General features: G+C 70.1%; 12 protein-coding genes. 5 read left to right on the forward strand and 7 right to left on the reverse strand.

The features are described 5' to 3' along the window. The first annotated feature begins 377 nt into the window (after positions 1-377). The 4 genes from ACBJ32_RS22005 (at position 378) to ACBJ32_RS22020 (ending at position 6,105) form a co-directional block, all read left to right on the forward strand. The gene (locus tag ACBJ32_RS22005; RefSeq protein ID WP_375128277.1) at positions 378-1,898 is read left to right on the forward strand and encodes a hypothetical protein; all 1,521 of its coding nucleotides are present in this window, start codon (positions 378-380) and stop codon (positions 1,896-1,898) included. Positions 1,899-2,036: 138 nt separating this feature from the next. Beyond that, on the forward strand, positions 2,037-3,683 hold the full coding sequence (locus ACBJ32_RS22010) for an LCP family protein (RefSeq protein ID WP_357873200.1): 1,647 nt from the start codon (positions 2,037-2,039) through the stop codon (positions 3,681-3,683). Between the two features lie 173 nt (positions 3,684-3,856). After that, positions 3,857-5,086 carry an acyltransferase family protein gene (locus ACBJ32_RS22015; RefSeq protein WP_375128278.1) on the forward strand — a complete coding sequence of 410 codons (1,230 nt, stop codon included), beginning with the start codon at positions 3,857-3,859 and terminating at the stop codon, positions 5,084-5,086. A 56-nt stretch (positions 5,087-5,142) separates the two neighbouring features. Then, the gene (locus ACBJ32_RS22020; protein WP_375128279.1) at positions 5,143-6,105 is read left to right on the forward strand and encodes a glycosyltransferase; all 963 of its coding nucleotides are present in this window, start codon (positions 5,143-5,145) and stop codon (positions 6,103-6,105) included. Between the two features lie 17 nt (positions 6,106-6,122). On the opposite strand, the gene ACBJ32_RS22025 is transcribed toward ACBJ32_RS22020, so the two are convergent. Together ACBJ32_RS22025 and ACBJ32_RS22030 are read right to left on the reverse strand one after the other, a co-directional pair. Then, positions 6,123-7,010, reverse strand: a complete 888-nt coding sequence (locus ACBJ32_RS22025; RefSeq protein ID WP_375128280.1) for a hypothetical protein — start codon at positions 7,008-7,010, stop codon at positions 6,123-6,125. A gap of 13 nt (positions 7,011-7,023) precedes the next feature. Then, positions 7,024-7,470, reverse strand: a complete 447-nt coding sequence (locus tag ACBJ32_RS22030; protein WP_375128281.1) for an RNA polymerase sigma factor — start codon at positions 7,468-7,470, stop codon at positions 7,024-7,026. 106 nt (positions 7,471-7,576) lie between these two features. On the opposite strand from ACBJ32_RS22030, the gene ACBJ32_RS22035 reads away from it, so the two are divergent. Continuing rightward, entirely contained in the window at positions 7,577-8,290 is a 714-nt protein-coding gene (locus ACBJ32_RS22035) for an acetoacetate decarboxylase family protein (RefSeq protein WP_375128282.1), read from the forward strand. On the opposite strand, the gene ACBJ32_RS22040 is transcribed toward ACBJ32_RS22035, so the two are convergent. From ACBJ32_RS22040 to ACBJ32_RS22060, 5 genes are all read right to left on the reverse strand, one after another. Beyond that, positions 8,287-9,171: a glycosyltransferase gene (locus ACBJ32_RS22040; RefSeq protein ID WP_357873184.1), complete on the reverse strand. Its 885-nt coding sequence runs from the start codon at positions 9,169-9,171 to the stop codon at positions 8,287-8,289. The genes ACBJ32_RS22035 and ACBJ32_RS22040 overlap by 4 nt on opposite strands. A gap of 186 nt (positions 9,172-9,357) precedes the next feature. Further along, positions 9,358-10,125 carry a CDP-alcohol phosphatidyltransferase family protein gene (locus ACBJ32_RS22045; protein ID WP_357873182.1) on the reverse strand — a complete coding sequence of 256 codons (768 nt, stop codon included), beginning with the start codon at positions 10,123-10,125 and terminating at the stop codon, positions 9,358-9,360. Beyond that, the gene (locus tag ACBJ32_RS22050; RefSeq protein ID WP_357874258.1) at positions 10,103-11,143 is read right to left on the reverse strand and encodes an iron-containing alcohol dehydrogenase family protein; all 1,041 of its coding nucleotides are present in this window, start codon (positions 11,141-11,143) and stop codon (positions 10,103-10,105) included. Before ACBJ32_RS22050 ends, ACBJ32_RS22045 begins: the two co-directional genes overlap by 23 nt. A 28-nt stretch (positions 11,144-11,171) precedes the next feature. Beyond that, entirely contained in the window at positions 11,172-11,906 is a 735-nt protein-coding gene (locus ACBJ32_RS22055; protein WP_357873179.1) for a phosphocholine cytidylyltransferase family protein, read from the reverse strand. 77 nt (positions 11,907-11,983) lie between these two features. Next, positions 11,984-12,592 (reverse strand): DUF5941 domain-containing protein, encoded by a 609-nt coding sequence (locus ACBJ32_RS22060; RefSeq protein ID WP_375128283.1) that lies wholly within the window; start codon positions 12,590-12,592, stop codon positions 11,984-11,986. Positions 12,593-12,596: the final 4 nt, after the last annotated feature.

The raw sequence follows: 12,596 nt of genomic DNA on the forward strand, positions 1-12,596 counted from the left end.
CGCCGGTAGCGTACGGACGTGCCGGAGAAGCGGGAGGACATGCGGTGAGGTCGGAGGCTCGCGACGGGGAGCCCACGAGGACCGGCCGCGGCCGGCGGCGCCTGCCACACGATCCGCGTCTCCGGCCGGCACAGCGCCTGGGCCCGCTGGCGCGCCTCGCCGACCTGGCACGCGTCCTGAACCCCGCGACACGCCGCCCATCCGGCAGCGCCGCACGGGACAGCACCGCATCGGACAGCGCCACACGTGACAGCACCGCACCGGACAACGCCACACGTGACAGCGCCGCGCCTGACAGCGCCACACGTGACAGCGCCACACGTGACAGCGCCACACGTGACAGCGTCACACCGGGCGGTGGCGCGCCTCGGCAGTGGGTGCGCCGGCACCGCTGGTTCCTGGCCGTGCTGGCCCTCGGCACCGTCCTGCGGGGCCTGGCCATGCTGGGCTACCGCCCCGCCCTGTGGTTCCCCGACTCCTACACCTACATCGTCACCGTCTTCAAACCCCGCCCCGACCTCGTGCGCCCGGCCGGCTACTCGATGTTCCTCAAGCTGCTGGAGCCGCTGCACGCGTTCGGCGCGGTCACGGCCGCTCAGCACCTGCTCGGCCTGGCCACCGGCATCCTGATCTACCGGGCCGCCCGCCGGGCTCCCAGGTGGGCGGCGACGCTGGCCACGGTGCCGGTGCTGCTGGACGCGTACCAGATCGAGCTGGAGCACCTGCTCGTCTCCGACACGCTGTTCATGTTCCTGGTGGTCGCCGCCGTGGTGCTGTGCGCCACGCGCCGGACGGCGGCCATCGCCGCGATCGGCCTGCTGCTGGCCGCCGCCACGCTCACCAGGACGGTCGGCCAGCCGCTGATCGTGGTGCTGGCGGCCTGGTTCGCGCTGCACCACCGGCTCGGGCCGGCAGACGAACCGATCGGGCCGGCCACCGTGCGAAAAAGTCCGACCGTACGAAAAAGTCCGGACGCGCGGAAGAGGCTGGCCGTGCGGATCAGGTCGGCCGTGGCGATCAAGCCGGCGGCCGTGCTGCTGGCCGCCGCGCTGGTGCCGATCCTCGCGTACGGCGCCTGGTTCCACGTCACCTACCAGCGCGTCGGCCTGGTCGGCGCGAACGGCGTCTTCCTGTACGCCCGCACGATGTCCTTCGCCGACTGCGCCAGGATGGACCCGCCGCCCGACCTGAAGGTCCTGTGCGATCCGCGCCCGCCGGAGCAGCGCCCGCCCTCGCAGGAGTACATCTGGGCCAAGGACGCCCCGCTGGTGCTGCGGCCGGGGATCACGTTCTCGAAGGAGAACGACGACCTGGCGGCCAGGTTCGCGATGCTGGCGATCGTCACGCAGCCCCTCGACTACGCCGCCTCCGTGCTGGAGGAACTGGGCCGCTCGTTCACCTGGGGCCGGCCGATCTACCCCGACGCCGAGATCTACGGCTACTACCAGTTCCCGGCGACCGCGCCGGGACCTCCTGGGCGCTATCCCGCGCAGGTCGGCGCCGAGTATGCCAAGCTCTACGAGCAGGGTGCGATCGGCACGGAGATCGTGGAGCCCTTCGCCGGATGGTTGCGGGCCTATCAGAGCATGGTGCGCCTGCCCGGCCCGGTGCTCTTGGGGATCTTGCTCGTGCCACCGGTGGCGGCGATCGCCCGCAGGCGTGAGGGAAGGCGCCTCGCGGCGGGTCCGGCCTGGCTGGTGCCCTGGTCGGTGGCCGTTGTGCTGCTGATCACACCGGCCGCGGCCGCCGAGTTCGACTACCGGTACGTGTTGCCGGCCGTACCCCTGGCCTGTCTGGCGGCGGCCCAGAGCCTCGGGCCTGGCCTGCTCAGACGGTCCGGTGGCGATCCGAGGGCGAAAGAGTTTGGCGATGATATTCCACCCAATGTCCAGCTCTGAGTATGCTTTGCCGCGGAAACATCACGTCCGGGTCACGGCCGTTCCCCGCGATCATGGCTCGGGGCACGCCGTACGTGACCTAGTCTCGTGGCGCGGAGCGACCAATCCGGCGGCGCAAGGAGTGAGGCTAGGGGGCGTATGAGTGACTACAGGAGCGTGCCGGTAGTCGATTCCGTGCAGGACCGCCGTACCGCCGTCACACAACCCGGCAGCCGGATGGCGCGCCGGCAGGCGGCCGCCGCGCCGCCCCCGCCGCCCGACGACCGGCCCCCGCGCGGCCACCGCTCCGGCGGCGGCTCAGGCGGCCAGGCCAAGATGCGCGTGCTGGCCTGGGTCAGCATCGGCCTGACCACGGTCATGGTCGCGGGCGCGCTGACCGCGTACACCACCTACCGCGACGCCTTCGGCAACATCAACCAGAAGAGCGTCAAGGAAGACATCATCAACCCGCGTCCCCCGGAGACCGGCGCGCTCAACGTGCTGCTCGTCGGCTCCGACACGCGCGCGGGCCAGGGCAACGCGAGGTACGGCCAGGAGCTCGCCCGGCAGGCCGACGCGGGCGGCAAGCGCACCGACACGATCATCCTCATGCACATCTCGCCCAACCGCGACAAGGCCCGCCTGATCAGCTTCCCGCGGGACTCGATGGTGCAGATCCCCCGGTGCAAGAACGAGACCACCAAGCAGGAGATGGCCCCGCGCCGGGACATGATCAACTCGGCGTACAACGCGGGCGGCATCGCCTGCACGATCTCCACGATCGAGACCCTCACCGGCATCCGCGTGAACCACTACGTCGAGGTGGACTTCAGCGGGTTCAAGAACATCGTCGACGCTCTGGGCGGCATCGAGATCTGCCTGCGCACCGCCGTCGACGACAAGGCCTCCAAGCTGGTGCTGCCGGCCGGCAAGAGCCTGCTCAACGGCGAGAAGGCGCTGGGTTACGTGCGCCTGCGCAAGTACGGCGACGGCAGCGACATCCAGCGCATCAAGCGCCAGCAGATCTTCCTGAGCAAGGTCGTGGCCAAGGCCACCAGCAGCGAGCTGCTCACCGACGTCGGCCGGCTGCGCGACTTCGTCGCCGCCGCGGCGGGCTCGGTCACCATGGACCCCGAGCTGGCCAACGACACCGAGCAGCTCATCCAGATCGCGATGAGCGCCAGGGCGATGACCGCGAACGGCGTCAAGTTCACCACGGTGCCCTGGGGCCCCGACCCGCAGGACCCGAACCGGGTGGTCTGGAAGGAGCCGGACGCCACCGAGCTGTTCACCTCGATCAAGACCGACACCGAGGTCACCACGCCGGAGCCGAGCTCGAGCGCGAGCACCAAGCCCAAGGAGAAGATCAAGCCCGAGCAGGTGCGCGTGCAGGTGCTGAACGGCACCAAGACCGTGGGCAAGGCCCGCGAGGTGGCCGACGAGCTGGCCAAGCAGGGCTTCAAGGTCGTCGGGGTGGGCAACTACGAGGCGCCCGGCGGGGTGAGCCTGGCCAAGAGCGAGATCCACTACACCAAGACGGTCGAGACGGCGGCCGACCACGCCATCACGCTGGGCGGTTCCGTCCTGCCCAAGCCGCAGGCCGCGTCGGGCAAGGTGGCGGGGACCAACGTGCAGCCGTACACGTCGACGGTCACCAACGCCACGGCGGGGGGCGCCACGAAGGGCACTCCGATCATCCAGCTCCTGGTGGGCGAGGACTTCGAGTCGGTCAAGGTCACCAAGCTCCCCGACAGCGTCAACAACAGCACCATCACCGCCTCCGAGCAGAAGAACGTGTGCACCTGAGGCTCCAAGTTCCCTGTGGAAGCGGGCATTCTGCTCCTCTGCGAGAGACAGGACCCGCGAGGGCGGGATAGTCTGTTGCGGGTTGGCGACGCAGCGCGACACCAAGCCTCGTGGGTTTCCCGCTCTTGTCGTCGCGGTTCCCCGGCCCCGAGCGAAGCTGAGCGACTTCTTCCGTGTCTGACACCAGATTCTCCCCATCGGCCACGCCCCAGCGCAGCCCAGAGGAGCAGGGGCCCGCCAACACGGGAGCCCGCTGGCCGTTGCCGGAGGAGGCGTTCTGGAGCGAGTCCACCGATCCCCACGGGGTCGCCCCCGGCGAGCGCGCCGCGCCGCAGACGGCGATCGCCGAGGGGCCGGCGTCGGGCGAGGGGCGTGAGGAGCAGCCGCAGCCGGCGGCGGAGCCGGCCAAGCGCAGGCGCGATCCGTTCCTCGACAACGTCAAGTTCATCCTGATCGCGCTGGTGCCGATCGGCCACTCGCTGGTGCCCACGCTGGCCGCCGACTCGGCGCGCGCGGCCTACATCTTCATCTACGTCTTCCACATGCCGCTGTTCGTGGTGATCAGCGGCTACCTGTCCAGGAACTTCTGGAACTCCAACGCCAAGACCAACAAGCTGGTCGACACGTTCCTGGTCCCGTACGTGATCGTCGAGGTGGGTTACGCCGCGCTCCGCACCGCCCTCGGGTCGAAGTGGAGCCTGACGATCATCGATCCGGCGTGGCTCAACTGGTACCTGCTGGCGCTGCTGTTCTGGCGGTTGTCCACACCGGTGTGGAAGCGGATGAAGTACCCGGTGCCGGTGGCGATCGCGATCTACCTGTTCGCCGGGTTCTCGCAGATCTCCGGTGACTTCAGCATGGACCGGTTCTTCGGCCTGCTGCCGTTCTTCGTGATCGGCCTGGTGCTGCAGCCCGAGCACTTCGAGCTGCTCAACCGGCGCTGGATCAAGGCCGTCTCGGGGTTCATCCTCCTCGGCGCGGCGGCGGTGGCGATCTTCATCGCGCCCATGGCGAAGCTGGGCCCGTTCTACTACAAGAACAGCTTCCAGGATCTCAACCTGTCCTGGTACATGGGCCTCGGCCTGCGCATCGGGCTGCTGGTCTGCGCGCTGGCCATGTGCCTGGCCGTGCTGGCGCTGGTGCCCAGGAAGGAGACCTGGTACACCGACCTCGGCACCCGCACGCTCTACTGCTACCTGCTCCACGGCATCCCGGTGCTGATCGCCAAGGAGATGGGCTGGCTGTCGATGCCGTGGCTGTACGGGCCGCTGGGCGTGCTGGCCATCAGCGCGAGCTGCTTCGCGCTGGCCATCATCCTGTGCCTGCCGGAGACCCGCACGGTCTTCAAGTGGGTCCTGGAGCCCCGCCTGACCTGGCTCTATCGGCGCCCCTCTCGAAGTTAAGCAGCCGTTTCACCCGCATTAACGCCTTTGACCTGGTAAGCGCTCAGCATCGACACATGCGCGCATGTGTCGCCACGACCGTCCACCATCCCGAGGACGCCCGGATCATGCACCGGCAGATCCGGGCGCTGCTCGACGCGGGCCACGAGGTGACCTACGTCGCGCCCTTCACCTACTTCAACGTGACCCCCGCCATGGGGCTGACCGCGATCGACGTGCCCCGCCAGGCCTCCTACAGCCGGGCGCGCACCGCGCTCAGACGCGGCGTGCGGGACGCGGACCTGCTGATCGTGCACGACCACCGGCTGCTGCGGGCGCTGCCGTACCGGCGCCCTCCGGTCGTCTGGGACGTGCGCGAGCAGGTCACCGCCAAGCAACTCGCCCGCGCCGAAAGGCGCCACCGGGTGATCACGCCCGCCGTGGTCCCCGAGGCGACCCTGGTGTCGTCCAGTCCTCCCCCTCCTGGCGACACCAGGGTCGTGCACATCGGCCGCCTGTCGGCCGAGCGCGGCGTGACGGAGCTGATCGGGCTGGCCGAGCGCCTGGTCCCGCACGGCATCCGGCTGGACCTCATCGGCGCCGCGGCCCGCGAGGTGCGGCCGCTGCTGCGGGACGCGCAGCGGGTGGGCCTGCTCGACTGGTTCGGGTACGTCCCGAACCGGCACGCCCTGCGCATGGCCGAGGGCGCGCTGGCCGGCCTGTCGCTGGCCGACGACACGGTCGGCACGCCCCCCACCAAGATCATGGACTACATGGGCAGGGGGCTGCCGGTGATCACCACCCCGCAGGGCGCCTCGCTGGTCGAGGGGGCCGGGTGCGGGCTGGTGGTGCCGCTGGACGTGGACGCGGTGCTGAACGCCGTACTGGATCTGAAGGAGAACCCGGCGCGGCGGGTTCGACTCGGCGCGCAGGGGCACGCGGCGGCGCGGCTGCGCCACCACTGGCCGGACCACTGCGAGGCCTTCGTGCGCCGCGCCGAGTCGTGGGCCGGCCTGACCAGGCACGCGCTGGCCGTCTAGGGGCTGGGGGCTGGGGGCTAGGGGCGGTCCAGGTCGAAGGTGGCGTCGGCCAGGCGGATCGTGCGCACGCGCGGGTCCTCGATGAGCCTGCGCAGCTCTTCGACCGAGGCGAGCTGGTCCACGTAGGCGTAGGCCAGGCCGTCGCCGGCCGCCTTGCGCAACCGGTTCAGGGACAGGTCGAAGCGGCGCAGGTTCGCCTCGTCGTGCTCGCGCAGCAGCCGGACCCAGGAACGGAAGTTGGACAGGCCCACGCCGCACCCCTCCTTGCCCTCGACGAACTCACCGCGGTCCCAGGTGATCTCTCCCCAGGTGATGGGCAGCGAGCTCGGCCTGCGTTCATAGACGACCTTGTCGGCGCAGGTCTTCTTCTCCTCCAGGAAGCCCTTCAGCTCGGCCTGCTGCAGCGGCGCGGCGAACTCCACCACCGCCAGCGTGTTGAGCCCGGCGGGAAGCCTGGCCAGCACCTTGCGGACCTGCTCCTTGCGCGCGAGCGTGCCGCCCAGGTCGTAGAGAGCGATGGAGAGCCTGGTGTTGGCGGTGCTGCCCAGAGGCAGGTGGCCGACGCGGCCGAAGAAGTCCTGAGTGATCGTGTACGTCTCGCCGCCCACCGGCCAGAAGCCGCCGACGGCACGCAGCGGGGCCGCGGCGACCTGGAACGACATCGACACCGGCGTGGTCTCGCAGCAGTCGCCGACCGTCACCGTGTAGGCCGGGTTGTACACCTTGAAGGCCGTGCCGAGCACGTCCATCATGCGTTGTTCCCGATCGCCGCGCTCCTGGACGAGCGCCGAGCCGAGCGTGGCCGCCAGGGCGAGTGCCAGCAGGACCGCCAGCACGTTGGTGGTCGTCCTGACCAGCCCGCGGCGGACGGCCTTCCGGGTGAGCTTCGGGTCAAAGTCCGGCATTTCCGGAAAGTCATCAGTCATTGGGGGCTCCATAAAGATCGGCGAAAGCGTTCCTGGCGCGCCAGAGGGCGGTCCTGATCGTGGCGTGCCTCCTGCCGGTCATCGCGGCCACCTCCACGAGCGAGAAGCCCTCGAAGTAGACCAGCGTGAGCAGCCTGCGGTGCTGCTCGGGCAGCCGGCCCAGGGCGTCGCGCACCTCCAGGGAGTCCACGTGGAACCCGGGCGCGCCCAGCTCGTCGGGCTCGGGCAGGGGCAGCTCGCGGCGCGCGCGGCGGACGTGGTCGATGAGCACGTTGCGCGCGATCGTGAGCAGCCAGGCGGCCGGGTTCTCCCCGCGCCAGCCCAGCAGGGCCCTGGTCGCCTTGACGAACGTCTCCTGTGCCAGGTCTTCGGCGAGGTGGGGGTCACGCGTCCTGCGCAGGAGGAACCCGCACACGAGCGGCCAGTGCTCGCGGTACAAGTCCTCGATGATGATGCCCCCCGTGGTCCTTCGATCGTCACATCACACCTAGACGCCACCGGGACGGGAATGGTCACACGGCTTCCGGGTTGATGTACTGGGAGCTATGGCATCGCATCTGATCCAGAACCGGACGGTGGGCATGCCCGTGCGGGTGAGGGACGCAGAGGTGTGCAGTGCCCTCTACCCGGTGCGTGCCGACGCCGCCAGGGCGGTGATCGCGTACTCAGGGCTGGACGTCGCCGAGGTGCTGCCCGGCAAGGCCGTCTGCATGCTGGTGTTCGTCGACTACCGCGACGGGGACCTCGACACCTACCACGAGTTCGGCATGGCCTTCCTCGTGCGCCCGCCCGGCTCGTCCGGGGCCATGGGGCTCACGGAGCTGCGACAGGCCGGCGTGTTCGTGCACTGGCTGCCGGTGGACCAGGAGTTCACGCTGGAGGCCGGGCGCACCTTGTGGGGCTTTCCGAAGGAGCTGGCCGACATCGAGCTGCGGCTGGCGTCGCCGTACAAGAGGTGCATCCTGCGCAAGGACGGGCGGCTCGTGCTCGACATGCTGATCAAACCCGGCCTGCCCGTACCGGGCGCGGGCGCGATGGCGCCGCTCGACGCCTACACGCACCGCGACGGGGTGACGCGGCGCGTCCCCTGGTCCGTACGTGCCAGCGGCGCCAGGATCCGGCCCAGCGGCGCGCTGATCCGCCTGGGCAACCATCCCATCGCCAAGGAGCTGAGCGAGCTGGGGCTGCCCAAGCGGGCGATGTTCGCCACCACCATCTCCCACGCGGAGATGAGCTTCGGCGAGGCGCAGCAGGTCTAGACGATCGGGGGCCGGCCCAGCTTGACCATGCGCCACGCCGTGCGCCAGGCCATGGGACGGCGCTCGCCCGCCGGGCTGCGCAACCCCTCGAAGAAGCCGGAGAACCACGCCTTGAGCGCCCCCGAGGCGCCGCGCTCGCGGATCACGGTGAGCACCACCCAGTTGGTGAGGTAGAGCACCGCCAGCGGCCACGGCAGGTTGCGCCGCGCCAGCCAGACCCGGTTGCGGGCGTTGAGCCGGTGGAACTGGGCGTGCCTGGTCGGCGGCACCTGCGGGTGGTACATCACCGTCTCGGCGTCGTACTCGATCCGGTAACCCTCGCCGAGCAGCCGCCAGGCCAGGTCGGTCTCCTCGTGCGCGTAGAAGAAGCGCTCGGGCAGGCCGCCCACCTGGAGGAAGGCCGAGCGCCTGATCGCCGAGGCGCCGCCCAGGAACGTGGTGACCGGGCTGGAGCGTTGCGGGTCGCCCGCGCGCAGGCGCGGGACGTGGCGGCGCTGGCTGCCGCTCCCGTCGGGGTCCATGATCCGGAAGGAGATCACGGCCAGGTCGGGCTCGGTGGCGAAGCGGTCCCGTACGTGCGAGACGACCTTCGGGTTGGCGTACCAGCCGTCGTCGTCGAGGAACAGCACGACGTCTCCCGAGCACTCCTCCACGCCCCGGTTACGCCCGGCGGGGATGCCCGTGTTCTGTTCGAGCCGGATCGCCTTCACGACCGCGGCCGAACCCTCGGGTGGCGTCGCCGACACCTCGGGCACGTCGGCACCGTTGCCTACGATCACCACCTCGACGTCGCCGTCGACCTGGTTCAGCGCGGACTCGACCGCCCGGTTCAGCTCCGCGACCCGGTTGCCCATGGTGAGGATGACGCACGAGATCTTCAACGAATCACTGTCCTGACGCGTTGAGAGCACGGGCGGAGCATTCTTTCATGATCACCGAGTCTGCTGGTCTGCATGGTCTGGGAATGGTGAAGCTAAGCGTATCGGAACCGACGATGAACCCCCACCGAACGGCGGACGTCCGATCAATACGACGGACGGGAAGCCCCCTCGGTTCCAGCCTCGGCATCAAGCGAGTCGCCTCGACGCCATGATGCTGATCAGATGCAGCACGGTCTGCAGCGCCGCGGCGGCCAGGCAGGCCACGACCAGCACCCGCGTCGCCGTCAGATCGCCGACGACCAGGTCGATCACCGCGGTCACCACCGCGAGCATGGACAGCTCGATCGGCTGCACGATCCGGTGGAACCTGGTCGCCGCCAGCACCCGCCGCCCCAGCCCCAGCAGCCCGGAGCGGAACTGCACGGCCGCCGCCTCGCTCGCGGCCCCCAGCCCGCCCTTGGCCCTGGCCACCTCCACCAGGTCGCTCTCGGCCTTGATGAGGATGGCGCCGAGCGCGGCGGCGAAGCCGCACACGGTGTACCAGTCGGGCAGCACGGCCGAGGCCCGCCAGCCCAGCCCGGCCAGCACCGCGGCCTCGGCGAAGTACGCGCCGACCCGGTCGAGGTAGACGCCGGCCAGCGACGTCTTGCCCGTCCAGCGGGCCAGCTCGCCGTCGGAGCAGTCGAGCAGCAGGTAGACCTGGATCAGCAGGGCGGCCAGCACCGCCGCCCAGAGCCCCGGCAGGGCCAGCACGAAACCTGCCGCGACCCCCGCCACGGTCATCACCCAGGTGAGCTGGTTGGGCGTGACGGAGGTCTTGGCGAACATCCAGGTGACGTAGATGGACAGGCGGCGCATGTAGAGCACGCCCGCCCAGTGCTCGCCGTTCCTGCGCTCCAGATGGCCAGGCGGCTGGGCCACCTGGCGCAGCTCAGCTACCGAAGGCCCGGACATAGTCCCCCACCCGATCGCGGATCTCCGAGTCCTGCATGCGCAGGTGCTCCAGGATCGTGTAACGGCCGGGGCGGGTGGCCGGGGCCAGCGCGACGACCTCGGCGAACTGCTCGGCGCTCAGCCCGATGTCGCCGGGCACGACGGGCAGCTCGTGCCGGCGCAGGCAGTCGACGACCTGTTTGACGCGGGCTTCGTCCTGCCTGAGGAAGAAGCAGAAGGCGGCGCCGATGCCGGCGAGCTCGCCGTGGTTGGAGGTGCCGGGGAAGAGCTGATCCACGGCATGAAGGATCTCATGATCTCCACCGCTCGCGGGCCGGGACGAGCCCGCGACGACCATCGACATGCCGGACAGGATCAGCGACTCGGCCAGCACGGTCAGGAACGCGTCGGACTCGATGGAGTCGGTGCGCCCGACGAGCGCCTCGGCGGCGGTACGGGACATCGAGCAGGCCAGCCCGTCGATCGGCTCGCCGCGCTCGACGTTGCCGAGCTGCCAGTCCTCGATGGCCGACAGGTTGCTCACCACGTCGCCGACGCCCGCCCTGACCAGCGACTCGGGCGCGTTGTGCACGAAGTCGAGGTCGACCAGGATGGCCAGCGGCATCGGCACGCCGAACGAGCCCTTGCCCCCCTCGTAGACGAGGGAGGCGGTGGGCGAGCAGATGCCGTCGTGGGAGAGGTTGGTGGCCACCGCGACCATGGGGATGCCGGCCAGCGAGGCGGCGTACTTGGTCACGTCGATCGTCTTGCCGCCGCCCACGCCGACGACCACCTCGTAGGCCGCCTTGCGCAGGTCGGCGCCGAGCGAGACGGCCGCGTCGACCGACCCGTCGGCCACCCTGAACACCTCCGCCTCGCCCAGCGTGGGCGCGATGAGGCTCTCGATGTGGTCGCCCTGGCCCATGCCGACGGCCACCGCGACCCTGCCCGAGGTCGCCACGCGGCTGTCGGCCAGCAGGGCGCCGAGCTGGGCGACCGCGCCGCGCCTGACGTCCATGGTCAGCGGCGCCGGCAACATCCTCGCTAGAAGCGGCATCCGCGCCCCCTCAGTAGTGAACGGCTATGGCGCGGGCCTTGGCCAGGTCGTCGTGGTTGTCCACCTCGACCCAGTCGACCTCTCCGATGGGCGCGGCGTGGATGACCTCGCCGCGGTCGACCATCTCCTGGTAACCGTCCTCGTAGTAGAGCTGCGGGTCGCGCTCGAACGTGGCCTTGAGCGCGTCGGCCAGCCGGCCGGCCGCGCCCGGCCTGATGAGGGTGGCGCCGATGTACTCGCCGTAGGCCTGCGCCGGGTCCATCAGCTTGGTGATGCGGCGCAGCGAGCCCTCGGGCGTGAGCGTGACCTTCATCTCCTCGTCGGCCAGCTTCTTGACGTCGTCGACCGCGAGCAGGATGTCGCTGGTCTCGGGGGCGGCCAGCAGCGTCTTCTCGATCGAGACCGGGTGCACGGTGTCGCCGTTGACCAGGAGCGCGCCCTGGGCGAAGTACTCGCGCGCGCACCACAGGGAGTAGGCGTTGTTCCACTCCTCGGCCTTGTCGTTGTGCACGAGGGTGAGCTTGACGCCGTGGCGCTCCTCAAGGGCGTCCTTGCGCTCGTGTACGGCCTGCGCCGCGTAACCGACGACGACCACGACGTCCCTCAGGCCCACCTCGGCGAGATTCCGCAGCGAGATGTCCATGATCGTGGTCTCGCCGTCGACCGGCACGAGCGCCTTGGGCAGCGTGTCGGTGTACGGCCGCAGGCGTCGTCCGGCCCCAGCGGCCAGAACCATTCCCAGCAACGTGCACTCCTCAGTCGAGCATGACTCCGATGGCCCAAAGAGTATTCGTCTTTGGCCCCCGTGCGGGTAATCCGGCGTTAGTCTTGCGTTCCCATATCGGTCGCTTCCACCCCGGATCGGGGCGCGGCGAGCCAGCACGTCAGGCTCTCCCAGCCGAACAGCCCCCACAGGTAGACCGCGAGCAGCGCGTAACCCCCGGTCAGCCAGCCCGACAGCGCGACCAGCGAGACCACCATCATCCGCCCGTCCCAGCCGAGCCCCAGCGTGGCCAGCCACGACGGCGGGTAGACGCGCTGGCGCAACCGGTAGACCAGATCGTAATGGTGAAACCCTAGCGCTCCGAGCAACATGAAGATCACCAGGGGGTGCACCTCGTGGGCGAACCCGACGGCCGCGATGAAGGTGTACTCGATGAGCCGCAGGATCGGCGGCACGAGCCAGTCGAACCTGCCGTCGTGCGGATGCGTGCTCCCCGGTCCGGCCAGCAGCAGCGTCACGGCCGGGGCGAACACCGCCAGCCCGTCGGTCCCCGCCACGCCGAGCAGCAGCAGCACGCCGGTGACGAACGTGCCGGCGATCACCGGCGGCAGCGGCGGGAGCTGCCCGGCCACGAGCAGCCCCATGGCGCGCGAGAGCGGCCCGTCGTCGCGGTAGGCCACGACCGTGCTGCTCGGAACGGGTGTCATGTGG

The sequence above is a fragment of the Nonomuraea sp. GTA35 genome, assembly GCF_041950525.1.
Classification (GTDB): Bacteria; Actinomycetota; Actinomycetes; order Streptosporangiales; family Streptosporangiaceae; genus Nonomuraea.

What these genes read in the sequence shown, in the direction of transcription:
- ACBJ32_RS22010 (WP_357873200.1), top strand. Translation starts at nt 2,037, where the DNA reads ATGAGTGACTACAGGAGCGTGCCGGTAGTCGATTCCGTGCAGGACCGC.
- ACBJ32_RS22020 (WP_375128279.1), top strand. Translation starts at nt 5,143, where the DNA reads ATGCGCGCATGTGTCGCCACGACCGTCCACCATCCCGAGGACGCCCGG.
- ACBJ32_RS22025 (WP_375128280.1), bottom strand. Translation starts at nt 7,010, where the DNA reads ATGCCGGACTTTGACCCGAAGCTCACCCGGAAGGCCGTCCGCCGCGGG.
- ACBJ32_RS22035 (WP_375128282.1), top strand. Translation starts at nt 7,577, where the DNA reads ATGGCATCGCATCTGATCCAGAACCGGACGGTGGGCATGCCCGTGCGG.
- ACBJ32_RS22045 (WP_357873182.1), bottom strand. Translation starts at nt 10,125, where the DNA reads ATGTCCGGGCCTTCGGTAGCTGAGCTGCGCCAGGTGGCCCAGCCGCCT.
- ACBJ32_RS22050 (WP_357874258.1), bottom strand. Translation starts at nt 11,143, where the DNA reads ATGTTGCCGGCGCCGCTGACCATGGACGTCAGGCGCGGCGCGGTCGCC.
- ACBJ32_RS22060 (WP_375128283.1), bottom strand. Translation starts at nt 12,592, where the DNA reads ATGACACCCGTTCCGAGCAGCACGGTCGTGGCCTACCGCGACGACGGG.